Annotated in this window: 18 protein-coding genes; 6 read left to right on the forward strand and 12 right to left on the reverse strand. The window is 38.0% G+C overall.

Going from position 1 to position 24836, the window contains the following annotated elements:
• The first annotated feature begins 122 nt into the window (after positions 1-122).
• Both OZ002_RS04380 and OZ002_RS04385 read left to right on the forward strand, forming a co-directional pair.
• The gene (locus tag OZ002_RS04380) at positions 123-698 is read left to right on the forward strand and encodes a CYTH domain-containing protein (RefSeq protein WP_002289849.1); all 576 of its coding nucleotides are present in this window, start codon (positions 123-125) and stop codon (positions 696-698) included.
• Between the two features lie 117 nt (positions 699-815).
• Positions 816-1493: a ClpXP adapter SpxH family protein gene (locus OZ002_RS04385; RefSeq protein ID WP_002289850.1), complete on the forward strand. Its 678-nt coding sequence runs from the start codon at positions 816-818 to the stop codon at positions 1491-1493.
• A gap of 78 nt (positions 1494-1571) precedes the next feature.
• Here the strand turns inward: OZ002_RS04385 and pepF are convergent, their stop codons facing one another.
• The 4 genes from pepF to spxA all read right to left on the reverse strand — a co-directional run bounded on the left by pepF (position 1572) and on the right by spxA (position 6164).
• The gene (pepF, locus tag OZ002_RS04390; RefSeq protein WP_002288947.1) at positions 1572-3380 is read right to left on the reverse strand and encodes an oligoendopeptidase F; all 1809 of its coding nucleotides are present in this window, start codon (positions 3378-3380) and stop codon (positions 1572-1574) included.
• Positions 3381-3555: 175 nt separating this feature from the next.
• Positions 3556-4554 (reverse strand): competence protein CoiA, encoded by a 999-nt coding sequence (locus OZ002_RS04395; RefSeq protein ID WP_325082895.1) that lies wholly within the window; start codon positions 4552-4554, stop codon positions 3556-3558.
• Between the two features lie 226 nt (positions 4555-4780).
• Positions 4781-5434 carry an adaptor protein MecA gene (locus tag OZ002_RS04400; RefSeq protein WP_002299370.1) on the reverse strand — a complete coding sequence of 218 codons (654 nt, stop codon included), beginning with the start codon at positions 5432-5434 and terminating at the stop codon, positions 4781-4783.
• Between the two features lie 331 nt (positions 5435-5765).
• Entirely contained in the window at positions 5766-6164 is a 399-nt protein-coding gene (gene spxA, locus OZ002_RS04405; RefSeq protein ID WP_002296384.1) for a transcriptional regulator SpxA, read from the reverse strand.
• Positions 6165-6928: 764 nt separating this feature from the next.
• Here spxA and OZ002_RS04410 point away from each other — a divergent pair.
• Positions 6929-7636, forward strand: coding sequence for an HAD family hydrolase (locus tag OZ002_RS04410; RefSeq protein WP_002307083.1), 708 nt, complete (start codon positions 6929-6931; stop codon positions 7634-7636).
• A gap of 145 nt (positions 7637-7781) precedes the next feature.
• Here OZ002_RS04410 and OZ002_RS04415 read toward each other — a convergent pair whose 3' ends face one another.
• The 4 genes from OZ002_RS04415 to OZ002_RS04430 form a co-directional block, all read right to left on the reverse strand.
• Positions 7782-10976: a DEAD/DEAH box helicase gene (locus OZ002_RS04415; protein WP_156249262.1), complete on the reverse strand. Its 3195-nt coding sequence runs from the start codon at positions 10974-10976 to the stop codon at positions 7782-7784.
• A gap of 18 nt (positions 10977-10994) precedes the next feature.
• Positions 10995-14123: an AAA family ATPase gene (locus tag OZ002_RS04420; RefSeq protein WP_156249263.1), complete on the reverse strand. Its 3129-nt coding sequence runs from the start codon at positions 14121-14123 to the stop codon at positions 10995-10997.
• 6 nt (positions 14124-14129) lie between these two features.
• A complete protein-coding gene (locus OZ002_RS04425; protein WP_156249264.1) occupies positions 14130-15251 on the reverse strand; it encodes an exonuclease SbcCD subunit D in 1122 nt (373 codons plus the stop codon).
• A 191-nt stretch (positions 15252-15442) separates the two neighbouring features.
• Positions 15443-16066 carry a lysophospholipid acyltransferase family protein gene (locus tag OZ002_RS04430; RefSeq protein WP_156249265.1) on the reverse strand — a complete coding sequence of 208 codons (624 nt, stop codon included), beginning with the start codon at positions 16064-16066 and terminating at the stop codon, positions 15443-15445.
• A 128-nt stretch (positions 16067-16194) separates the two neighbouring features.
• On the opposite strand from OZ002_RS04430, the gene OZ002_RS04435 reads away from it, so the two are divergent.
• A complete protein-coding gene (locus OZ002_RS04435) occupies positions 16195-16929 on the forward strand; it encodes a tRNA1(Val) (adenine(37)-N6)-methyltransferase (RefSeq protein ID WP_002299374.1) in 735 nt (244 codons plus the stop codon).
• Entirely contained in the window at positions 16919-17203 is a 285-nt protein-coding gene (locus OZ002_RS04440; RefSeq protein ID WP_002304776.1) for a GIY-YIG nuclease family protein, read from the forward strand. The genes OZ002_RS04435 and OZ002_RS04440 overlap by 11 nt, the downstream gene beginning before the upstream one ends.
• A 74-nt stretch (positions 17204-17277) precedes the next feature.
• Here OZ002_RS04440 and OZ002_RS04445 read toward each other — a convergent pair whose 3' ends face one another.
• From OZ002_RS04445 to hisS, 4 genes are all read right to left on the reverse strand, one after another.
• Complete coding sequence (locus OZ002_RS04445) at positions 17278-19161, reverse strand: acyltransferase family protein (RefSeq protein WP_002303199.1); 1884 nt, start codon at positions 19159-19161, stop codon at positions 17278-17280.
• A 264-nt stretch (positions 19162-19425) separates the two neighbouring features.
• Positions 19426-20301, reverse strand: coding sequence for a YitT family protein (locus tag OZ002_RS04450; RefSeq protein WP_002293644.1), 876 nt, complete (start codon positions 20299-20301; stop codon positions 19426-19428).
• A 108-nt stretch (positions 20302-20409) separates the two neighbouring features.
• Positions 20410-22179, reverse strand: coding sequence for an aspartate--tRNA ligase (gene aspS / locus OZ002_RS04455; RefSeq protein ID WP_002289105.1), 1770 nt, complete (start codon positions 22177-22179; stop codon positions 20410-20412).
• A gap of 14 nt (positions 22180-22193) precedes the next feature.
• Complete coding sequence (gene hisS, locus OZ002_RS04460; RefSeq protein ID WP_002289103.1) at positions 22194-23486, reverse strand: histidine--tRNA ligase; 1293 nt, start codon at positions 23484-23486, stop codon at positions 22194-22196.
• 393 nt (positions 23487-23879) lie between these two features.
• Between hisS and OZ002_RS04465 the strand changes: the two genes are divergently transcribed.
• Complete coding sequence (locus OZ002_RS04465) at positions 23880-24827, forward strand: aldo/keto reductase (protein WP_002289101.1); 948 nt, start codon at positions 23880-23882, stop codon at positions 24825-24827.
• Positions 24828-24836 lie beyond the last annotated feature (9 nt).

Consider the following 24836-nt stretch of genomic DNA (forward strand, 5'->3'; position numbering starts at 1 on the left):
CCTCTACTTCATTAACATTCATTGTTTATTCTACCATATATGCAAAGTTTTTTCGTACTCTTGATTTATGCATTGACCAAAAAAAGAAAATTAGGCAAAATAGACAAAAAGGAGTCGATCAAATGACACAAATGCTTGAAATCGAATATAAATCTATGCTGACAAAGCAAGAGTACGAGATATTCATCGCTCACTATCAATTAACAGATAAAGATTTCCGTGTACAGACTAATATTTATTTCGATACCGTTGATGAACAGCTGAAGAAACAAAATTGTGGCCTACGGATCCGTTTCGTTGGTCATCAAGCTGAATATACATTAAAAACACCTGCTGAAAAAGGGCGTCTCGAAACAACGGATACCTTTATAACAGAAGAAGCAGAAGCATTTATCTTCGAAAAACGTCTGCCTCGTTCAGGCGCAGTTTTTCAAAAACTTTCTGATTTGAATATCGATCCTGCTTCATTAATCCAAACCGGAAAGCTTACAACAAAACGGGCTGAATTTCCTATTGAAGAAGGACTTTTAGCTATTGATGAAAGCTGGGGAGACAATCTACACGATTTTGAACTGGAACTAGAGGTAGGGGATGCATCTGTGGGAAAAATTGCTTTTATAAATTTTTTAAAACGTTTTTCTTTACCTTATCGTCCTGCTAAAAACAAGATCCAACGTATGCTTGAAGCTAAAAATTAGAAACCTTTCATTTTCACAAGGCACTTGAGTTCATTTTTTTACTTTTTTCTGTTAAGTTATAGGATGTGAAAGAATCTAGTCACTAGTTGTATAGAATCTATTTTGGGGGAGATTCATATGATCGAAATCTATTTATTTGTTAATCCTTTAGGGGAATACTGTTTCGAAATGGAACAACAGTTATTACAATTTATCGAAGAAGAGTACGGGACACCATCAAAAGAAAAGATGCAATTTCGCTTTCTTCCTTTGGTCAATTTGCAGACAATTGGGGATGTCATGCAACAAAAAGGAATTTCTCAGAACAATCTTGAGGAACGTAATCACTTATTCTCAATGACTTATTCTGCAGCATTAGACTGCAAAGCGGCGCAGTTTCAAGGAAAGAAAAAAGGCCGCCGTTTTTTGATCAAATTGCAAGAAGCAGTCGGCTGTAATGACATACCATATTCTCAAGAACTTGCTGAATCCATATTTGAAGAAATCGGCGGCGATTTGAATATGTTTAAAGAAGATCGGCAGTCTGACTTCGTTAAAGAAGTATTCTTTTCTGATCAAAAAATTGCTCGGGAAATGGGCATCACAAAACACCCTTCTGCAGTCGTTTACAATTATGCCTGCGACCGTGATTTTGGTGTTTTAGTAGAAGTAAAAGGTACAAGTAGCCTTTGGAGAATCACAGAGCTGTGTAAAACAACAGATAACTCATATCAAGTTTTTAATGGTGAACATTTACATACAAATGATTCTCAGTTCCATTCAAGAACTAGCCATTTACACTTGCTTTCTAATTAAAAAAATACGTCGACTCCCTTACAAGAGAGCCGACGTATTTTTTTCGTTTCTATTCGAGAAAATCAAAAATAGAAAGCCTTATAAACGATCGATCAATTCTTCTAATTCATTTAGACGTTGTTCAAACATCGACATTGCATCTTCGATATATGCAGCCTGTGTCATATCAACTCCTGCTTTTTTCATTACTTCCACAGGATAATCGCTGTTACCTGCTTTTAGGTAAGCCAAGTAGTTCTCTAGTGCCTCTGGTTCCTGGTTTAGTATTTTCTTCGCCAGTGCTGAAGCAGCAGAAAAGCCAGTCGAGTATTGGAAAACATAGTAATTATAATAAAAATGCGGTATCCGTGACCATTCGAATTTAATTTCTGGGTCTTCTTCGACTGCTGGACCATAATATTTTGCATTCAATTTACCATAACTATCACTTAGGTATTCACTAGTCAATGGCACACCTTTTTCATCTTCCGTATGCATGAAATGCTCGAATTCAGCGAATTGTGTCTGGCGGAAAACTGTTCCTTTAAACCCATCCAAGTAATGGTTGAGTACATAAGCCCGTACACGAGGGTCTTTTTCTGTTTCCAATAAATACTCCGTTAGGATATTTTCATTCGTTGTCGAAGCAATTTCTGCTAAAAAGATGGAGTAGTCGCCGTACACATAAGGCTGGTTCGAACGAGTGAAATAACTATGAACACTATGTCCCATTTCGTGGACAAGCGTAAATAGCTGATCCAGCGTATCATGCCAATTCAATAAAATATATGGATTTGTGTCATAGCTTCCCGAAGAATAAGCACCGCTTCGTTTCCCTTTATTTTCGACAACATCGATCCAACGTTCAGAGAATGCTTTTTCTACGATGGCCATGTATTCTTCACCCATTGGTTTCAGTGCTTCTAAAGCTTTTTCTTTTGCTTCTTCGTACGTAAAGGTAATTGGAGCTTCCCCTAAGACCGGTGTATAAAGATCATACATGTGCAGTTTTTCCACTTCTAATAAACGTTTCCGTAATTCCATGTATCGATGTAACAAAGGCAAATGCTTGTTTACCACGTCTACCAAAGTATCGTATACACTTTCAGGAATATGATTATTGCTCAAAGACGCTTCTCTGGCAGAGCTGTAATTACGGACTTTCGCTTTAAAATTATGTCCTTTTATATGTGTGCCTAAAGTAGAAGCAAATGTATTTCTAAATTGTTCGTAAACACTGTACAATCCCTTAAATGCTGCTTCGCGTACCCTTCGATCCGTGCTTTCTAGCAACTGACCATACACGCCATGAGATAATTGGACTATTTCACCATTTTCTCCTTCAATCGTTGGAAAAACTAGATCTGCATTATTCAAAACAGCAAATGTATCACTTGAAGCATCAAAGATTTCACCTGCTCCAGCAAGAAGAGATTCCTGCTCAGCAGATAAGACATGGGCTCGATTATCTACTATTTGCTGGATATAATGGCGATAGACTTCCAATTTTGGTTCTTCTTTGAAATATTGCCAAATCTGGTCATCTGACAATTGCAATATTTCTGGTTCAAACCAGGAAACGGCTTCACTAACTTTCGAAAACAGACTGCTTGCTCTTGCATAAAGCGCTTGGTAATCTGTATTTCCAGTGTCTTGATCGTTTTTAAGGTGCGCATATACATAAATGACTTCAGTTTGGCGATAAACCCTCAATACGAATTCAATCGCATTTAAAAATTGAGAAGCGCCTTGATCAAGTGTTCCTTTGTGTTTTTCAGATTGTTTTAACTCTTCTGATAATTCCAAATATTTCTCATCAAACTCTTGGTCGCTTGAAAAGATCTTGGTCAAGTCCCAAGTTAAATTTTCAGGCAATTCTTCTCGTTTTGGCAACTGCTTTACTTCCATGAAATCCACTCCTTTTCTTCCCTTAGCTCTATCTATCAAAATAGATCATAGTCTAACATCCACATGTCACAGCATCTAACTTTTCTACTCATTCATGTGTCTGCTTCCATCAATTTTAGCATAACTAAATCTTGTTTTACATAGAAAACCGATTCCTAGCCTATTTTTATACTTACTATTTTTTCAAAGAAGACAAGTGTATGCATTCGTTAAAAAACTGCTGATAGACCATCTCTTCATCAATCATAGGAAAAAGCCATTCCCTTTTATGTTCTTTTATTTGGCAAAGCCATGAGTTGAAATCAGGAACTTTCTGGTTTTCCAAGGCTTCTTCGTACAACATTCGATAAAGAAAAACCTGTTCTTGTAAATAAAAGAAAAACCGACTTTTTTGATAGATCCACGATGATAGATGCAAAAGATGTTTATGACGCAAGTAGCATTGTTCTTGTATGGATACTGTATTCTTTTGCTTGTGAATAAGTTGGCGTGTCAGCCATTTCTTCCCATCTTCACTCACTTTTTCTATTTTTTTCATTTGGTTCATTTTAATTTCGTTACTAGTGAATATTTCTTTAAGGTCCCTACTAGAAAAAGTCCAGCAGCTACTGCAAAAGGAAATATGCCCTGATACAGTCTCTGTAATATGATGATACAAATAAAGCTTTTGTTTCTTGAGAACAGCTTTCCAGCAATGCACTCCTCTTTTTCTATTATAGTAGCAGCAACTTTTTTCTATCAATGAGAATTGCGATTGTCCAAGAAAAGAATTCCCAAGTATCCACCATACTTGGTAACTGTTATTCAAATAATTTTGGGTTCTTTCAATAAATCTCTGGTGAGACAGTCTAGAACATTGGATTTCTATTGCTAGATTCGCCAACAAAATATCCGGCCTTTGCCGCAACCTCGGCAAATAGGCTTCCAAAAATACTGGTTCTACTGACTGTCCCAGCCAATTCATGAAGCATTCCTTTAACTGTAAGTGCTCTTTTGATTCTCTTTCACTAAAGACCGAACAGTTATCTGATTTTTGATGGGCAAAATGAGCACATTTTTTCTTTCCCTTTTTCAAAATCACTCTTTTTCGACAGCCACGACAATAATATTTCTTTCCTTTTTCTGCATGTTTAGCAAAACAGCACTTATTATATTCATTCATTGCAAGCAGCATTTTTCTCCCTCTGAACTTATTTACGTCTAAGAATTTATTTACACGAAAAAAGAGGGCGTGAAAAAGCTATTCTGCATCAAGTAATAAGAACAGCTAAACAAAAATAGTTCCCAATATTTTTCGTTTGGTTGGGCTTGTTACCGCAGATGCAAGCTTTTGAACACTATTTATACGAAAAAAAGACTGCGACACAATTTTTGTCACAGTCTCTTACTATAATGCTGATTTATACAAAATAAAATTTCGTTCGCTCGATAGCATTACGCGCCATCAGACATTTTCCATATTCATTCAATGTTTCTGGTGTACGATCGCTCTTTTCAGCAAACTCCAAAATTCGAGCAATCTGATTCTCTACATCCGCTTGGTTGAGATTTTCCATCCAGAAGTGAACGACTAGGTAATAGCGCTCTTCGAATAAATACAAATCAGTCCAAGCAGACTCTAGTTCGACATCTGTTGCAAGTTGGATCACTTGTTCAAAATCTTCAAAAGCAAAAGTTGCTTGTCTTTCCTGTTCTTCTAGGGCGCTTCCAGATAATTCTTCCTCCGGATCGCTGCCAATAATCTGCTGACGAAGAAAGTCACTCACATCTTCTGAATCAACAGTAGAATCTTCTGATTGAGAAATTTCTTCATCCGGAAGATTTTTACTGATAAACAGTTCTAATCCGTCTCCTTTTGGCAAAACTTGGAAAGTGACAGCTTCGCTTCCTCGGAACTCCTCTTCGATATCAACTTCTTCCAAAATACTATAAAAGAAATTTTCGATTTCTTTGTGATTGCCAAGTAAATCCAAAAATGAAACGCCCCGTTCCTCTAAATCTTCATGACCAATTAGTACACGGATCGTATTTTCATTAATATGTTCCATTTCCATTTTGCTACACCTCACTTTGCCACAATGTTTAATATAGATTCATTGTAGCGAAATCAGCTTAAATGTAAAGAAAAAAAATCTCGCTGTTAAGTGAATTTAATAAAACCAGCGGATTTTTCAACCTTTCAAGCTATCTTATTTAACTATAACATTTTTGGCAGACGAATACTATATAGCCGACTTTTCAGCTAATTTTCCCTCTCTATTTTTCGTGCAATCATCATCTTCTACTACCTTTTTATACATCTAATCAAGAATACTTTTTGTAAAAACAAAAAAACTTGGAAAAACTATCTTTGTAATAGTCTTTTCCAAGTTTCGTATTATCCTTCTATAATCCAGCCATCAATTGTGCTTGACGTAATTCTAATTGTCGTACATCGCGCGGTAGGAACCGACGAATTTCATCTTCATTAAAACCAACTTGCAGACGTTTATCATCAATCATGATTGGACGGCGAAGCAATCCAGGATTGTTTTGCACAAGTTCCAATAATTCTTGTAACGGCAGATCATCTAAATCCATGTTCAGTTTTTGGAATACTTTGGAACGTGTCGAGATGATTTCTTCTGTTCCGTCTTCTGTCATTTGTAAAATCGCTTTTAATTCAGAACTGTTCAATGGTTCTGAAAAAATATTACGTTCAACAAATGGAATCTGATGTTCTTGCAACCACGCACGAGCCTTTCTGCAGGAAGTACAACTTGGGGAAGTATATAATGTTAACAACGTGCACCACTCCTTTTCGTGATAAGAATCACTTTTTTGTAACAGAAGATCATAATAATCTTCCATCTGTTTCTATTATACATAATCAACTTTTAAATAGCTACCTTTTTTTCATAATTTTTTTAAAAAAATGAAAGTTATCTAAGGTTAATATACAGTAAAACCAGCATTCTCGCTTTTTTTATCATTTAAAAATTAGAGTTTTCAAATCTAATTCAAATTTTTCAAACATATGAAACAGCGTATAAAACTGTACTATTATTTCATCTCAAAAGCTAAATGAAACCGATTTCTTAAGATTTTTTATGTTTTTTATTTCTTTAATAATAATGTTTTCTGTCATTTTAAATAATACTGTTCTTTATCATAACGCTTATTTTCTCTGTTATATAAGCGTAGTATTTTAAAGCAATGATTACTAAATAAAATTTACTATAAACAAATAAATCAAATAACGTTATTTTATGTTTGAATAGTTATATTGAGACTGTATTAAAAAAATAAATCTTTCGAAAATTCCACAGAGATTGCATTAAAATAAATCAATCGACTTTTACCATAATGATTAATTTGTTCATCAAACTTATTGACGTGTTTCACGATTTTTAGTGAAAAAAACTGAAATATAAAAACCTTATTCTGTCAAGGAAATAGAAATATAGTAAGAAAAACCTTTATTTATCAGCTTTTTTAGACAATTTTTTCTGTTACAATAGTCAAGGATTTGTGAAAAAATCAATGAAAACCGAAAGGCGTGTAAAATTTTGATTAAATCAGTTGTGTTTGATGTTGATGATACGATGTATGATCAGCAGCAGCCATTTCGAAACGCGGTCAAAAGAGTCGTTCCGCTTGTTTCAGATGCAGATATGCATCCACTATATATCCGGTTCCGCCATCATAGTGATGAAAACTTCCCAAAAGTAATGGCAGGAGATTGGACACTAGAATATATGCGAGCACATCGGATCAGCCAATCACTAAAAGATTTAGACTACCCTCATATTACGGAAGAAGATGGCCTCTTATTTCAAAAAATTTACGAGGAAGAACTTGATAATATCTGCTTGCATGAGGAGGTCAAAAAAACCCTCGATTTCTTGAAGGAAAAGAATGTCCCATTAGGAATTATCACAAATGGGCCGACTGACCATCAGACAAAAAAACTGAAGCAACTTCAATTGAACAATTGGATTCCTTCCCGCAATATGCTCATTTCTCAAGCAACAGGTTTCCAAAAACCAGAAAAAGAGATTTTTCAGCTGGCTGAGAAAGAATTTCATATGCTTCCAGAAGAGACCTTATACGTTGGCGATAATTACGACAATGATGTTCTAGGTGCAAAAAGTGCTAACTGGCAAGCGCTTTGGTTCAACCATCGAGAACGCAATATTGAACAGACTCCAATTTGCGATATCGAGATTTCTTCTTTTGATCAGCTGTTAGAGACAATGAAGACAATCTTTGTATAACCTTTAAAAATAGAAATAAAAAAATGATAGCAAGGAAGCTGGGATAAAATGGAATCCCAGCCTCCTTGCTATTTTTTAAATCAAATAAACAATCGCTTCTTTAGAAAGACTTTCTTACCCATTACTGAACGCTTTTTCGAGTCTCTTACTCCTCGATTTCTCCTACACTTAAAATCATGCGGATGTCTTCTTCAGTCAGTTTCGTCAACTGTTCTTCATTACCTTGGATCACTTTTTGGAACAGTTCGCGTTTTTCTTGCTGGAGTGAATCCATGCGTTCCTCAATCGTTCCTTCAGAGATCATACGCCACACTTCTACCACATTTTTTTGTCCGATCCGATGTGCACGTCCAGCAGCTTGTTCTTCAATGGCAGGATTCCACCAAAGATCATACAAGATGACCGTATCTGCTCCCGTGAGATTCAATCCAGTTCCCCCAGCCTTTAAGGAAATCAGAAAAACATCTTTTTCGCCAGCATTAAATGCGTCTACCATACTTAACCGATCTTGTGGTTTCGTACTGCCTCTTAAATAAAATGTCGAGATCCCTAGCTCGGCTAACTCTTCTTGCAAGATAGTCAGCATCCCTGTAAATTGAGAAAACAGCAAAACTCTTCGTTTGTTCTCTTTGGCAGCTACCAGTAGATCTTTTACTTGTTCGAGCTTGCCGGAACCGCCTTGGTAATCTTCAATAAACAGACGAGGATCGCAGCAAATTTGTCGCAGTCTTGTCAGACCAGCAAGTATCCCGATCCGGTTTTTCTTGAATGCTTCAGAATCCATTGATGTGATTTCTTCACGCATTTGACGCAAGTAAGCTAAATAAACAGTTTTTTGTTCTTCTGTAAGTGCAGAATATAGATTCATCTCTGTTTTTTCCGGCAAGTCTTTCAACACAGTTTGTTTATCTCGCCGTAAAATAAACGGTCGAATCATTTGCGCAATTTCTTCTGCGGCAAGTTCCCTGAATTTTGTTTTAGTCGGGAAAAATCCTGGCATAATCGTTGCAAACAATGACCACAATTCTTCTAAATTATTCTCGATTGGTGTCCCACTCAGTGCAAACCGCTGAGGTACAGCTAATTCTCTCAATGCTTGTGCAGTTTTCGTACTGCTATTTTTGACCATTTGTGCCTCATCAAGAATCAAATAATCAATTTTTTGCGACTGATAATTAGCTAGATCCTGTCTTAAGCTGGCATAAGAAGTCACTCGGATATCTGTGTCTTTAGCCAGTAATTCTTCACGTTCTTTTTTATTCCCATTGATTACTTGGATACTTAAAGAAGGGGCGAATTTTCTCACCTCTGCCTGCCAGTTGTAAATTAAGCTCGCAGGCGCTACGATCAAAGCAGAGAAGCTTTTCCGTTCTTCTTTTTCCGAAAGTAAAAAGGCAATTGTCTGTAGTGTTTTCCCAAGTCCCATTTCATCGGCTAAAATACCGCCAAACTGATAATGACCTAACATCTTCAACCATCGAAAACCTTGCTTTTGATAATCTCTCATCGTTGCATTCAATCCTTTGGGAAGCTGTGCCTGGTATCTTTCTGGATGAATGAGATCTTGTACCATCGTTTGGAACGATTCACTAAAAGTAGCATTGCTTTTTTCCAATTGATTTTGAATGATCAATCCTTGATTTTTAGGTACATGGATCGTTCCTTCTTCTGTACGTATCGATTCCCGTAATTGTTGCAACACTTGGCTTGTTTGTTGAAATTCTTCTGAATCAAAAGAAAGAACCTGACCATTTTCTAATGTATAAAAAGCATCATTTCTCAGCAAGCTTTGCAGGACATGATCGATTTCTTGCTCCTCTATCCCTGTCACATCGAATCGAATATCGAGCCATGAACCGGTCTCGGTTACTTCGATTTTCGGTTGATGTTTATGCGCATCTAAATACAACTCTCGCAATTTTCTTCCAAGTCTGACTTCACCAAACTGACGGAAGACAGATAGTTCTGTGCGGAAAAATGCATATAGTTCTTCCCCGCTTGGCAATGGACGTTCATAACCAGTTTCATTTTTCTGGTAGCGATACATTCTGAATAGATCAAGTACTCGTTTCTCTTCTACTGTGTCACGTAACACCTGAAAAGCCTGTTCTGTCGAGACCTCATGCTTCGGGTCAGTCGAATAGATGACTTCGCCATAGACGAAATCGACTCGAGCTTGGATTTTTCCTTTTGCTTTTCGGAAAAAGAAAATAAATTCGACGGGGATATCTGCTACTTCCTCTTCTACTACAGGGGCAATAGCTACGTCGCCGATCTCTGACAGCAGAGGGATAATCTCTTTAAACAAAGACGGTAATTCTTTTTTCTTGAACACTACTTCTGGTTTCTCCAATCGGCGAATCAATTGTTTCCAAGTTTGATAAACCGTTTGTTGATATTTCGTCAGAGAATAAAATGTCCCTTGGATAACTCCCCACTGATAATGCATAAAGAAAAAATCAAAATCATTCAATGCTTGCAGCAAATAATCTTCTCCAAATTTTTCCACTTTAAATGATAAAGGTTTGTTTTGATCGGAAAATTGTATTCCTTGATCGTTTTGTTCATTTATCTGCAGATGCAAACGTGTAGTCTGATTCATCTGCTCTAACAGGAAGCGGGCTTGTTCTACTGGGAGAAGCAGATATCTTTTATCTAGTTTTCCTTTGACTTGTAAGCCGTTCGCACCTAATAATTGATGCGTCTGAGCACTTCCTGCAAGATGCGTGAGTATTTTTTGATCTTCTTTTTGAAACGCCCGTTTATCTAGACGAAACTGGTACTGTTTATTAACAGTGTAAGTTTCTTTTTCTGCGTAAGCTTGTAAAAAATCATAGATGTTTTTTACGATATATGTTTTTTTCGGTGATGCCAATGAACCGATACGCAAGTAAAGTGCCAAAATAGAAAGCTCTGGGTGATACTGATTAGTCTCAATCGTTTCTACTTGGTATTCAATAATCAAAGGTTGCACCGCTTGAGGATTGTTTTGTGTTTTTAGACGAGAAAAACCTTTTGCAATGATTTCTCCCTCACTTGTTGCTTTTACCGGTTCTAGCATTGGCTGGTCTTTTTTCATGATACGAGATAGATTTTTCGACCGTAAATAAAGTTCCACAGCAACTGTATGCTTACAATATTTATGTTCCTCCCAATAGGGACATTGGCAGTAATCTATCTCTTTTGCTGTACCATCCAAATCAACCATATACAATTCACTGCCCAAGACTTCTGCATGCCACACGTTTTCTTCTTGGTCAGGGACAACCGATAACACTCGGCCTTCTTGCAAGTATTGACGTCCACGTGCAATGACTTTTTCTGGAATACTCCATTTCATAGTTACCAATCTCCCTTTTTATCCAAGTTGATAGCGTATTTTGCTTTGTCCGCTACCTTCTGTATCAATTCTTATTTGTTGTAATACTCGTTCTTTCAATTCTCTTACATGACTAATGATGCCGATCATTCTTCCTTCACTTTCGATCGTTTCTAAAGCTTCCATTGCCATTTCCAAAGCTTCTTCATCTAATGACCCAAATCCTTCATCAATAAACAATGCATCGATTGCTACACCACCAGCTTGTGTCTGGATCACATCGGCAAGAGCTAATGCTAAAGAAAGTGCTGCAATAAAACTCTCACCGCCAGACAGGGTATGCGCACTTCGAGACATACCTGCCTGATCATCATAGATATTGATTTCTAATCCGGTTTTCCCTCGATAACTGCCAATGGTATCCGCTAGCTCAAATTGATAACGATTTTTCGTTAAACGTTGGAGATGATCATTTGCTACTTGTAACACTTCTTGAAGATAAACCTGAAGCACATACCGTTCCAAACTAGTCTTCTTAGGATTTTCTCCGTTGAATGTTTGCGAAAGCTGCTGTAATTGCGTAAGCTCATCTAATTTCGTCTGGCTTGTGTGATAAATCGAAAGACATTCATCGTAGATTTTTTGATTACTAATTTTTTGTTCTTGTAAACCGTATATCTTTTCTTGCTTTATTTCGATCATACGTCTTATTTCTTCTAACTGTTGGCTGATCTCTTCTGTATCTGGGAATGTCTCAGTTAGCTGGATATTTTCTAATTGACGCAGCCGGTCAGCTGTCACTAATTGCTCTTCATGATAAGAAGTAACTGTACGTTGGTTTTCTTTATATTGTGCTTGCTGTTGTGCAAATGCACAGATTTCTTCAATTGTTGAAAAATACGACTGGCTTTCTAAATTTTTAGCTATTCTTTCTTGTTCCTTTTCTATTTTTTCATCTATTTTTTCTATTTGTTCATGTTGAAGATCAAGCTGTGTCCGAAGCGTATGAAGATCTTGCAACAATTGCACTCCTGCTTTCTGCTCAACAGCTAGTTGATTCGAGTCTTTTTCTAACTGTTTTTCAAGTCGTCGTATCTCCTCTTCTAAACAGTTACTATCCGTATCTTGCAATTGTTGTTCTAAACTTTTGATTTCTCCTTGCAGTTGCTGGAGCTGATTATTTTTTTCTGTCTGCTGCTGTTTGTAGACAGCTAATTGTTGTTCGAGCTTTTCTGCTTGTTGTCTTATTTCTTTCAGCTCTATTCTTGTATTGGCCATCTTGCTTTTTCGTCTATCTAAAGATTGTTCGATTACTACAAGAGCTGTTTTTGTTTTTTGTTCTGTTATCTCAGGAAATGCCTTTTTCAAAGCCTGTCGCAAGTGTTCTTCTTGTTCAGCCAATTGTATATTCGTTGCCATGATTTTTTGTTCTAAATCTGATAATTGTTGTTGAAGATTATTTTCATGTGCTTCACTTTTGGCAATGATTTGCTGAGTTCTTTCTACAGCAGACTCAGCTTCTGCCAGTTGTTGTTCTACTTTTAAGATATCTTCCTTGTTTGGCTGTTCGTGTTTTAATTGTTGTATGGGGTGTTCCGTTGATCCACAAACAAGACATGGCTCCCCTGGACGCAAAAAAAGCTGAAGACGAGCAATTTGCTGCTTTGCCCATTGGCTTTTCAGCTGTTCTGCTTGTTCTGTCTGTTCTTTCAATAGCTGACTATTTTTTGTTATTTCTTCAGTTGCTTTTTTGAGTTCTTCTCTTATCTGTGCGAGCGACCCAGTGTCTTTTGCTTTTTGTTTTTCTATTTCTTGCTGCTTTTCATCTAGATATTTTAACTGTCCAAAAGCAAGACGATCTTCTTGCAGTTTTTCCTGATCCAGTAAATTTTCTTGAAGAATTCGAGTTCTTTCCTGATAGATAGCGAGATTTTGATACAGCTTCTCGGCATTCAATTCTTCTTTATCCAATGAAATTGTTAATTGTTCTGCGTCTTGTTTTTTACTACGTAAGGATTCGACAATTGGCACCATCATCTGTTTGTTTTGCAGTTTTTGAGCAGCTTCTTTGATTTTTGTTTGTCGGCGTACGCGGTTTGCTTCATTTTTTTGCCACTCTTCATAATTCTGCGTAGTCATCGCTAGTTTCTTTGTTTGCTCACTACTTTTTTGTGACAGTTCTATTTTTTCAGCTTTTATTTCTTGTAGGCGCTGGATTGGTTCGACTAATCGTTGCGTAAATTCATAATACCCAATCCATCGTTTCTTTTCCTCTATTTCGTCTTTTTGAGCAGCTAATTCCTTTTGCTTGTTTATTAATATCGTTTTTTCTTCATAACTTTTTTTCAAGCTTTCAAAACGATAGTAGGAATTTTCTAGTTGCTTTTGTTTTTCCTGAAGTTCCGTTAGAGCTTCTTTTTCTTCCGTGATTTGTTTTTCGAGTATTGCCTGATGGTTTGTCCATTGGGATAAAACGGCTTCAAACCCTGCTGCTGGTTCCTCTTCTTTGACTAAAACAAACCTTTTTTGCAGAAGATGCAGTTCTTGCTCTAAATGATCCAATTTTTGTTGCTGTTGTTTTGCTTTTTCTTTTAATCGCTCATTGAACTGTTGGAAAAACTGAGTACCGAATAAATGACGTAAAACAGTCTCTTTATCACTGCTTGATGAAACCAAAAAATTACGGAATTCTCCTTGGGGTAGTAAAACGATTTGAGAAAACTGTTTCGCATCGAGATTCATCAGTTCTCTGATCAACTGATCTGCTTCTGTACGTTTTGTGATTTGTTTGATTTCTTTTCCTTTCCCATCAAAAATGGTCAACGTTACTTTGGCTGCCTGTTTTTTTGTTCCGTTTCCTTTTCGTTTTGCTAAAACTTGTTCTGGTTTTCGTTCGATTTCATAGCTCATCTGCTGATGTTCAAAAGAAAAAGTCACGCTTGTTTCTTCGTCTGGTGTAGCAAACAAAGAACGCATCTCTTTTCCAGAGCGAAGTCTTCCGGAAGTTTCACCAAAAAGTGCGAAGGTGATCCCATCAAAAATCGTCGTTTTGCCAGCTCCTGTCTTCCCGCTGATCAAAAAAAGCGGTGCTTCTGTCAAACGTGAAAAATCTACGGTCTCATTGATAAAAGGACCAAAATTTTTAAGTTGTAATTTTTTCGGTTTCATTCTTGATCATTCCATTTCCATGATTTCTTGCAACGTTTCTCCGAGCCATTTTTCTTGGTTTGCAGTTAGCTGTTCTTCCGTCATTTCACTAAAAAATGCTTCTGCTAATTTTTGAGGATCTTTCATTTCTAGTACTTTCCGTTTGCGCTTTGATTGTTCTGCTCGACCGTTTGCCCGTTCAATCCCCAAAATACGAGGATATATTTGCCGAAGCTGGTTCATCATATTCGGGATGATCGTTCTGTCAGTGAGATAGATATGGATGTAATTCTCCCGATTGACGGACTGATAAAAGGCAGGGTCCAGCAATTCTTTGAAACTCGCTGTTATTTCTTCAATATCATGCAGGGGTTCGATCTCCCTAAAATTCAACTCCAGGCCTGTTGTCAGGTCAACGATCCATACGCCTTTTTTTTGGTTGATCTCAGATAAAGAGAATTTCAATGGGGAACCGCTATAGCGAGCATTATCCTGTCTCAAAGCAGCTTGATTATGCAAATGTCCTAGTGCTGCATAATCAAACGGTGTAAGTAGTTCACCAGGGATCGAATCCAACCCGCCTACTTCGATTTTCGTTTCCGAATCAGATTTTACACTTCCCATTACAAAAAAATGGCTAATCAATACTTGTTTTTTTTCTGAATCAAATAGCTCCTGCATTTTATCTATCACCTTGGCTACCGCTTGCTTGATCGTTCGGATATTGTCATCTTCAAAATATAATCTCGCTGCAATTGGTTCAAAGTAAGGAAGAAAGAAAAATTGTACGTTTTTAAACTCGACTGGTTCAAATGCTTCTGCTAGCTGTGTTCGCAAAAAATAGTTCGAATAACTGAACCATGGCGTACCCGCTGAAAGTCTCGTACTGCTATCGTGATTTCCTGATATAGCAAAAATCGGGATCTTTTCCTTTAAATTCCAATCGACCATCAATTCATTGTATAATTCTACGGCATCAACAGCTGGGACACTCCTATCATATAAGTCTCCGGCAATCACGATTGCCTCTACTTTTTCTTCTTTCGCGATATCTAGTATAGAAGATAGTACATGACGCTGGTCTTCAATCAAGTCATAACCTTGTAGTTTTTTTCCGATATGCCAATCGGCTGTATGTAAAAAACGCATTCAATCACCTCAAAAAATGTCCTTCTAATTATTATAACACTTTGATCCATTACATGACACCTGTCTTCTATTTTACATATTGGAACGCAAAAAGAGGGCAGACTTGACGTCTCTCCCTCGTTTTCATTGAAAAAGTCTGAACTGAACAGGACAGTAGATTCAAAAGACCGCCCACGCATAAACTTATCATTTTATTTTTTTTTGACTTCATATTTGAAATCAGGGTTCACTTCTTTGTCCAATTTGTCAAAAGCTGCTTGTGTTCGTTGTTCGATCTCCGCCATACCTTCTTTATCCGTTTTCTTGATATCTGATAAGTCGATTGGTTCGCCGAAACGCACTGTCACTCTCTGACGCTTGAACAGATCCCCAAGTGTCAACGGACCTTGATATACAGCTGGCACGATTTTCGCTTTAGACATTCTGGAAATCAATGCCATTCCGCCTTTAAGTTCTGTAGCATGTCTTGTCCCACTGGGAAACATGATCAAACTCAAATTTGTCGATTTCAAAATCTTTACAGGTGTTTTAATGACGCTTGGTCCTGGATTTTCTCTTTTAACTGGAAAAGCATTGGATCGAGTTAATATAAATCGCAGAACTGGATTTTTGAACAGTTCTTCTTTTGCCATAAAGCTGAATTCCTTGGGTGCTGCAGCTACCGCCAGATATAATGGGTCCCACCAAGTACGATGGGGAGCAACTAGTATGTAATTCTCATCTTGCGGTAAAACTTCTTTATTCTCATAGCGGGCATTTCCATTAACTAAGGCTAATAGTACTCGAACTACCCCGCGCATAAATCGATAAAACATAGTCTCTTCCTTTCCCTTCTTATGGTCATAGTATGCATAAAAAATAGAGGTTTGACAAGCCACCTTGGTTCTTTTTAATAAAAATAGTATAATACAGGCGACTATTTTTTTCATTTTGGAGGGAATCCATGCTTCACGAAGACGAACGAATCGACCAATTATACGCAGAAGATATCAAGATTATCCAAAGTTCCAAAGTGTTTTCTTTTTCTTTAGATGCTGTGCTGCTTGCTCACTTTTCCCGTGTACCTAAAAAAGGGAAGATTGTTGACCTTTGTGCAGGAAATGGCGCAGTTGGACTTTTTTTAAGTAAACGAACCCAGGCGGCTATCGACGCTATCGAACTTCAACCTCGTCTAGCAGACATGGCAAGACGTAGTATCGCGCTTAACCATTTAAATGAACAAATGACCGTCCACACCATCGATCTGAAAGACAGCTTATCTGTCGTTCGGCATAATTCTTGTGACTTAGTCGTCTGTAATCCACCTTATTTCAAAGGGCTGCCAACAAATAAAACGAACCCTAATAAACACCTGGCAATCGCCCGTCATGAGATCCATACGACGTTAGAAGAAGTGATCGATATTTCAAGTAAGCTACTAAAAACAAATGGACGCTTTACTATGGTCCATCGTCCTGATCGGTTCTTAGAAATCATTCAGGTCATGCAAGACTATCGAATTGCACCTAAAAGGATCCAATTTGTTTACCCAAAACCTGGAAAAGAGGCAAATATTTTGTTAGTTGAAGGAATCAAAGAAGGCAAATTAGACGGATTCAAAGTCGCTCCACCATTGATCACTTACAATATGGATGGAGAATACACTGTAGAGATTCGTGAGATGCTCTATGGCAAATGAACATTATTTTTACGTGTTATTCTGTAAAGATCAGACATTTTATGGTGGATATACAACCGATCTTTCTAGACGATTAGAGGAACATAACAATGGTACTGGTGCTAAATATACTCGTCTTCAAAAAAGAAGACCTGTTAAGATGATCCATGCAGAAGTATTTTCTTCAAGAAGCGAAGCAACAAAAGCAGAAGCTGCATTCAAAAAACTCACCCGAAAACAAAAAGAACGTTATTTACAGACACACTCAACCGTTTTGCTTCCTGAATCTATATGAATGTTAAAAACACGATAAATATAAAAAAACTTCAGGCAAAAACAAATGTTTTTGCCTGAAGTTTTTTGTAGCTATCATTCTGTCACGTTTGTCTCACTGCTGTTCGTACTTGAACTTCCTCCTAGCAAGGCTTCGCTGACTAAGTGAATGTAATGTGTCATCCCTTCAGGATTTGGATGGACTTGATCATCATAAAACCAGTCACTATGGTCATTACTGTAGCTGTACCAATCAATCAGCGTCATATTGTCGTATTTTTTCGTCATCTGTTCAAGCATCGCATTCACGTCATTTTGCCAGCGCTTCGTCGGTACTCGGACATTGACCCAGTATACTTTTCGATCACCGATTGCATCCATCACACTATCAAACTGAGCTTCCGAGAATGAGCCATTCGTTCCTAGTCCAATCAGAACAGTGTCTTTCAACAAATCTTGTTCCTTTAATTTTTCAATGTAAGGTACACTGGCATATAATTGTCGTCCGACATCTCCATCTACCACTACTTTTGGATAAAGTTCTTGTAGATCCGTTGCAGCATCCAACATAACTGAATCACCAAATGCCGTTAGTTCTAATTTTTGTGCCTTATTCCCTTGTGCCTTGGACAACTCGTACTTATCAAGGATCGCTTGGTCAACCGAACTAGTGGTGTTTTCTGAATTGTTTCTGGTTTCTTCTGCTAATTTTTTACTTTCAGCGATTTTTGCCTGCAGTTGTTTTTGATCGGCTGTTACAGCGTTTTTCGGTGCCGTAACGAAACCAACGAGTGCAATTGCTACAAGTAATGTGCCTGGAACAACCCATGGTTTGCTCTTACTGATGATCGGTTTGCTGAACCATCCTTTCATCACTTGGAATGTACGACCATAATCAAAACGTGCTAGCGGACGCTCCACATATCGATAAGAAAGTTCACTGATGATTAGAATCAATGTGATTTCCACTAAAGTATGCAACAAAACATGATCGGCAATATCAGTCACCTTTGCTTCATAAAAAATCATAACTGGAAACTGATACAAATAAATGCCATAGCTTCGTTTGCCAATCCAAGTAAATACTGGATTTGTCAACCATCGATTCAAACTTGCTCCAGGGTGTGCTGTCACTGCAACTAGCACTACGCATAACAGACTCACTAGGAGCATTCCTCCGTAATAGATGAAATTGTAATGATCATCTAAAAAGAAGAAGCAAAGAATCAGTGCCAAAAGCGAGATTCCTCCAGCGATATTCAGAATATTTTTCGCTTGTTTCGGGATGTTTTTCTTTAAACGCGTACTTGGCCAAACAAACGCAAGCGCACTTCCCAACCATATAGAAAACAGACGAGTGTCGGTACCGTAATAAACACGGGTTGGATCGCCTCCTGGTGTATACAAGATCATCATCAAGATGGCGGAGAGGAAGGATGTACCTAACACAGTATAAAAGATCCATTTTCTTTTACGAACAAATACCATCAACAATACAAATAAGATCGGCCAAACCAAATAGTTTTGACCTTCTACTGCTAAAGACCAGATATGCGTAAACGGTGACTCATTAGCAAATCGATCGAAATAAGATAAACCGTTATTGATTTGCCACCAGTTGTTGACATACAGTAAGCTGCTGACCACAACTCCTCGAAGATTGTTTAACAGCCCTCGCTGAAACAAAGTGATATAAGCCGAAGCTGTCACAAGCATAAAAACAAGTGCCGGATAGAGTCTCTTCATTCTTCTGACATAAAATTGCCAAATATTGATTTTTCCATTTTGTTCCCATTCCTGCCGCAGCAGATCCGTGATCAAATAACCAGATACGACGAAAAAAATCGGAACGCCCAAATAGCCGCCTTTCATACTAGTTGGCAGAAGGTGATAGAAGATAACACCCACCACAGCTAATGAACGGAGCCCATCAAACCCAGTGATGTAGCGGCTGTTTTTTAACCTTTTTTGTTTTTCCATTCAATATTCCAACTTTTCATAAACTTTTTTCATTCGTAATATACGGGTATTAAGTGAAAATAGCAAGTAGAATCGTGTCCTTTCTCTACTATTTTTTCTATCATCCCATAAATTTAAAAAAATAAACATGCTTTTTTTCAACTTTAAGAAAATTTCAAATAAAAAAGCAGTTTTTCTTTGCTGATTCTACTATGGTAGAAAAAAACTGCAGACAAACGAACGTCTGTCTACAGCAGTATTTCATGAATTTTTGTCAAACTCGATCTAAATGCCATCCTCATAGAAACGACCAAGTATCTGGACGTTTTCTGCAATACTTACAAAAGCTTGTGGATCAGAAGCTTTCATTGCTTCTCTAAGTAGAGGCAGTTCGTATCGTGTAACGATCGTCATCAATACTGTCTGCTTATCATGCTTATAAGCACCTTCTGCTTCATTGATGATCGTGATCCCTCTACGCATACAGTTTTGGATTTCATTTACTACTTTTTCTGGATGTTTCGTTACGATCATTACCTGCATCTTCTTTTGTTTAGTATAAACGACATCAGTTACTTTTCCACTGACGAAAATAGACAACGTACTGTAAAACATATATTGCCAGCCAAATAGAATTCCGGCAACAAAAACGATCAATGCATTGAAGTAGATCGAAATAGAACCAATCGACTTTCCTGTTTTTTTACGAATCGTGATACTCACGATATCTAGACCGCCCGATGATAGGCCGTTTCTCAACGCTAGCCCAATACCTAGTCCCATCACAGCCCCCCCAAACAACGCACAGATGATTGGATCGGTAGATAGGACTGTTTCCGGTAAAATATGGATACAAAGGGAGGTCAAAGTGACTGTGATAAAAGTGAAAATTGTAAACTTCTTCCCGATTTTTAACCACGCCAATACAAACAAAGGTATATTCAGTAAATACAAAGTTGTTGATACCGGTACTTCGAATCCTATCAGTGATTTTGACAAAGTCGTCAAAATCTGAGCTAGACCAGTAATACCACTTGAATAAATATGTCCTGGCTGATAAAAGAAATTCAATGCGACTGATGCGATCAACGCATAAACGATAGATACCGAAAGCTTGGTCGTGTAATCATGATAAGCCCAATTTTCGAATGTTTTTTTCATGGAAAAGCCCCGCTTTATATGTTATGGCTTCATTATAAAGTGTTTTTCAATTAAATCAAGGTTGTCAAAAGAAGCGTATTCGACAAATCCTTTTTACCTTTTTATCGGCTATTCTTCTATATTCGTTACATCAATATTCAATTCGAACAATTGTAAAGGCGAAACCATACTTGGTGCATCACTCATCACATCTGCTGCTTTTCCGTTTTTAGGAAAGGCAATGACTTCACGAATATTATCTTCTCCGGCTAATAACATTGCAAAACGGTCCAATCCTAATGCAATACCGCCATGTGGAGGGAATCCGTAATCTAGAGCTGTTAACAAGAAACCAAATTGTTCTTCCATTTGTTCTTTTGTAAAGCCTAGAGTTTCTAGTACTTTTTCTTGAAGCTCACGAGTATGAATACGGATAGAACCTCCGCCTAGTTCATAACCGTTCAAGACGATATCATAAGCTTCTGCATAGACTTTTGCAGGGTCTTCAGCCAATAACGGGATATCTTCTTCTTTTGGCATCGTGAATGGATGGTGAGCAGAGACATATCGACCTTCTTCTTCTGAAAATTCAAATTGTGGCCAATCAGTTACCCATAAGAAATTGAATTTCGATTCATCAATTAGTCCTAATTCTTTTCCTAAACGTGTCCGGATAGCACCTAATGCAGCAGCGACGATTTCACTTTTATCTGCACCAAACATCAGCAAGTCACCTGGTTTTGCATCTGTTGCTTTAATGATTGCTTCTGTTGCTTCTCCCATGAATTTAGCAATTGGACCTTTCAATCCGTCTTCTTCTACTTTCAGCCATGCAAGTCCCTTAGCTCCGAATTGTCCTACATATTGACCTAACTGATCCATGTCTTTTCGTGAGTAGCGATCTGCAGCGCCTTTAGCATTCAATGCTTTCACGACACCGCCGTTTTCAAGAGCCATTTGGAAGACTTTGAATTCTACTTCTTTGACTGTATCGCTTAGATCGATCAATTCCATGTCAAAACGTGTATCCGGTTTGTCGCTGCCGTAGCGAGCCATTGCTTCATCATAGGTCATACGAGGAAATGGCAATGTGACTTCGATACCGCGAACTTCTTTCATTACCTTCGCAATCAATCCCTCTGTGTAAGTTTGGATTTCTTCTGCTGTTAAGAACGTTGTTTCAATATCTACTTGCGTAAATTCAGGCTGACGGTCTCCACGTAAATCTTCATCGCGGAAACAACGAACGATTTGATAATAACGGTCGAATCCAGCATTCATCAGCAATTGTTTAAACAATTGAGGAGATTGCGGCAACGCATAGAAATGTCCAGCATGGACACGTGAAGGAACTAGGTAGTCTCTTGCGCCTTCTGGTGTAGATTTCCCTAGGTAAGGTGTTTCGATATCGAGAAAGTCATTATCATCTAAATAATGACGAATCGCTTTTGTTGTCGCATTTCTTAATTTGATGTTTTTAGTCATTTTTGGACGACGCAGATCCAAATAACGATATTTCAAACGTATTTCGTCACTGATTGCTTGATCATCTTCAATTTGAAATGGCGGGGTTTTTGCTTGATTCAAAATCACGATTTCACTTGCAATCACTTCGAATTCACCAGTGGCCATTTTAGGATTTACTGCATTTTCTCCGCGTCTTCTAACTTCCCCAGTCACTTCGATCACGTATTCACTGCGACATTTATCCGCGATTTCCCATGCTTCTTTGTTGATTTCAGGATTAAAGACGATTTGAACGATTCCTTCACGATCACGTAGGTCGATAAAGATTACTCCCCCAAGGTCTCGTCTTTTTTGTACCCATCCTTTTAATGTAACTGTTTGTTCTAATTGTTGTTCGGAAACTAATCCGCAATAGATCGTTCTTTGTGCCATTTATTTTTTTCCTCCTACTCGAATAAAGTCATTTCATCATAGACTTCATCAAAATGTTCATATATCTCTTCTAATGGAAAACTTTTTTCTTTTCGGCTTGCCATTGCTTTGACATTAATCGTTTGACTAGCAAGCTCATCTTCACCGATCACCAATACTAATTTGGCATTCGCTTTATCTGCTGTCTTAAATTGCGCTTTTGCTTTACGGTTCATGAAGTCGCGGTCAGCTGAAAAACCAAAGTTTCGAATCGCTTGGACCACTTTCAATGCTTCGATATTTGTTTCGTCTCCGAGTGCGACCACGTAAGCATCCAACTCATTAAATGCAGGGATAACTACTTCCTCTGCCTCCATAGTCAAGAGTAATCGCTCGATACCCATTGCAAATCCGAAGCCAGGTGTTGAAGGACCACCTAGTTCTTCCACTAGATTGTCATAACGTCCGCCTGCGCAAATCGTTGCTTGTGCCCCCATTTTTGGTGCGTCACTCATGATTTCAAAAATCGTATGTGTGTAATAATCTAGTCCGCGAACCATATTACTGTCGATTTCATAAGGAACAGCCAATGCATCCAGCATGGAAACAACGGTATCAAAATGTTTTTGAGCAGGCTCGCTTAGATAATCTAAGATAGATGGAGCTTCTGCCACAAATTTTTGATCTCGTTTGTCTTTACTGTCCAATACGCGTAATGGATTTTCATGAAGGCGGCGTTTAGAGTCTTCACTCAGCTCTGATTCAAAAGGTAAAAGATAGTCGATCAATGCTTGACGATAGGCTTGACGCGTTTCTTTATCACCTAATGAATTGATGACTAGCCGGATTTGCGTGATCCCCAACTGTTTGAAGAAATCAAGTGCCATCACCATGCTCTCCACATCAGTTGCAGGGTTTTCTGATCCAAATGCTTCTACTCCGATTTGATGGAATTGACGTAACCGTCCTTTTTGAGGGCGTTCGTAGCGAAACATTGGTCCCATATAAAAAGTTTTGAACGGTTTCGCATACTCTGGGCCGAACAATTTATGCTCAACAAAAGAACGAACGATTGGTGCTGTACCTTCTGGTCGAAGCGTCACATGGCGTTCCCCTTTGTCATAAAAATCATACATCTCTTTTGAAACGATATCCGTTGTATCCCCTACACTTCGGGATATCACTTCATAGTGTTCAAAAATCGGTGTACGCATTTCATTATACTGATAATCTCTGAATAATAAACGTGCTGTTTCTTCGACAAACTGCCATTTTTCTGATTCGCCTGGCAAAATATCATTTGTTCCTTTTGGTCTTTGGAAACTCATAGTTTTCTCTCCCTTTCTTAGCTATGTAAATAAAAAAATCACCCTTGTTCATCATGAACAAGGGTGAATGAAATTCATACACGGTACCACCTAATTTTGAAAGATTTCTCTTTCCTCTTACGAATAACGCTCGTACGCGGGACGGCTTTTCACTCGTCCATCTCCAGAGTGTCTTTAGGCTAATGAAACTTTAGATCATTTTCAGCCTCGATGATCCTCTCTTGTAAAGTTTCAAAAACTTACTCGCTCTTTCATTGACATTCGATATTACTTATAACCTACTAAAAACCAGTCTCAAAGTCAAGAGATATCTGACTATTTCCCCTCACAAAAACGTTTTAGTTCAGCTTTTTGGTATTTTGTTTTAGACTAGACAAAAAGGAGGAACCAGCTATGGCAGAAATAAGAATCGGACATTCACAAGTCTACGCAGAACAGCTTGGATTAGGAGCAAATGCCGTTGGAGGACATAATCTTTTTGACGGTTTGGAAGATGAGACAGGAAAACAAGTAGTTCGTACAGCTTTGAATAGCGGGATCAATTTGATCGATACCGCTTATGCTTACGGAAACGGCCGTTCCGAAGAACTGATTGGCGAGGTACTGAAGGAAAAAGAATATGATCGCTCACGTGTCGTCATCGCTACAAAAGCTGCTCATGTACCAAATAAAGGGCGAACATTTGATAATTCTCCTGAGTTTCTCAAACAATCGGTGGAAGATGCACTAAAACGTCTGCAAACTGATTACATCGACATTTTTTATATCCACTTTCCGGATGAAAGCACACCAAAAAATGAATCAGTTGCTACATTGCATGAATTAAAAGAAGCAGGAAAAATCCGAGCAGTCGGTGTGTCAAATTTCACGTTAGAACAATTGAAAGAAGCGAATGCAGATGGATATGTCGATGTAGTAGAAGATAAATACAGTTTGATCCATCGGCAGGCTGAAAAAGAATTATTCCCTTATCTTGAAAAAAACAAAATCAGTTTTGTTCCCTATTTTCCTCTTGCTTCCGGTTTGCTGACAGGAAAATATGAACTTGGTGAGGAAAAACAATTTGGTGAAGGAGATCCTCGAAAAAGAAACCCAGATTTCCAAGGAGAACGTTTCAGAGAAATTTTAACCGCTGTCGATGTACTTCGCCCCATTGCTAAAAGATACCAAGCCACTCCTGCGCAACTTGTTTTAGCTTGGTACATGAAGAATCCACGAGTGTCTGTAGTTATACCTGGAGCTAAGCGTCCAGAGCAAGTATCTGACAATGTCCAAGCTTTAGATTTGCATTTATCCAATGAAGATTATCAAACCATTGATGAAGCATTTCGTGGATTTTGATCAATTGAC

This window comes from Enterococcus sp. E4-150 (assembly GCF_035726465.1).
GTDB lineage: Bacteria > Bacillota > Bacilli > Lactobacillales > Enterococcaceae > Enterococcus_B > Enterococcus_B faecium.

What these genes read in the sequence shown, in the direction of transcription:
- OZ002_RS04380 (WP_002289849.1), top strand. Translation starts at nt 123, where the DNA reads ATGACACAAATGCTTGAAATCGAATATAAATCTATGCTGACAAAGCAA.
- OZ002_RS04385 (WP_002289850.1), top strand. Translation starts at nt 816, where the DNA reads ATGATCGAAATCTATTTATTTGTTAATCCTTTAGGGGAATACTGTTTC.
- pepF (WP_002288947.1), bottom strand. Translation starts at nt 3,380, where the DNA reads ATGGAAGTAAAGCAGTTGCCAAAACGAGAAGAATTGCCTGAAAATTTA.
- OZ002_RS04395 (WP_325082895.1), bottom strand. Translation starts at nt 4,554, where the DNA reads ATGCTGCTTGCAATGAATGAATATAATAAGTGCTGTTTTGCTAAACAT.
- OZ002_RS04400 (WP_002299370.1), bottom strand. Translation starts at nt 5,434, where the DNA reads ATGGAAATGGAACATATTAATGAAAATACGATCCGTGTACTAATTGGT.
- OZ002_RS04415 (WP_156249262.1), bottom strand. Translation starts at nt 10,976, where the DNA reads ATGAAATGGAGTATTCCAGAAAAAGTCATTGCACGTGGACGTCAATAC.
- OZ002_RS04420 (WP_156249263.1), bottom strand. Translation starts at nt 14,123, where the DNA reads ATGAAACCGAAAAAATTACAACTTAAAAATTTTGGTCCTTTTATCAAT.
- OZ002_RS04425 (WP_156249264.1), bottom strand. Translation starts at nt 15,251, where the DNA reads ATGCGTTTTTTACATACAGCCGATTGGCATATCGGAAAAAAACTACAA.
- OZ002_RS04430 (WP_156249265.1), bottom strand. Translation starts at nt 16,066, where the DNA reads ATGTTTTATCGATTTATGCGCGGGGTAGTTCGAGTACTATTAGCCTTA.
- OZ002_RS04435 (WP_002299374.1), top strand. Translation starts at nt 16,195, where the DNA reads ATGCTTCACGAAGACGAACGAATCGACCAATTATACGCAGAAGATATC.
- OZ002_RS04440 (WP_002304776.1), top strand. Translation starts at nt 16,919, where the DNA reads ATGGCAAATGAACATTATTTTTACGTGTTATTCTGTAAAGATCAGACA.
- OZ002_RS04445 (WP_002303199.1), bottom strand. Translation starts at nt 19,161, where the DNA reads ATGGAAAAACAAAAAAGGTTAAAAAACAGCCGCTACATCACTGGGTTT.
- OZ002_RS04450 (WP_002293644.1), bottom strand. Translation starts at nt 20,301, where the DNA reads ATGAAAAAAACATTCGAAAATTGGGCTTATCATGATTACACGACCAAG.
- aspS (WP_002289105.1), bottom strand. Translation starts at nt 22,179, where the DNA reads ATGGCACAAAGAACGATCTATTGCGGATTAGTTTCCGAACAACAATTA.
- hisS (WP_002289103.1), bottom strand. Translation starts at nt 23,486, where the DNA reads ATGAGTTTCCAAAGACCAAAAGGAACAAATGATATTTTGCCAGGCGAA.
- OZ002_RS04465 (WP_002289101.1), top strand. Translation starts at nt 23,880, where the DNA reads ATGGCAGAAATAAGAATCGGACATTCACAAGTCTACGCAGAACAGCTT.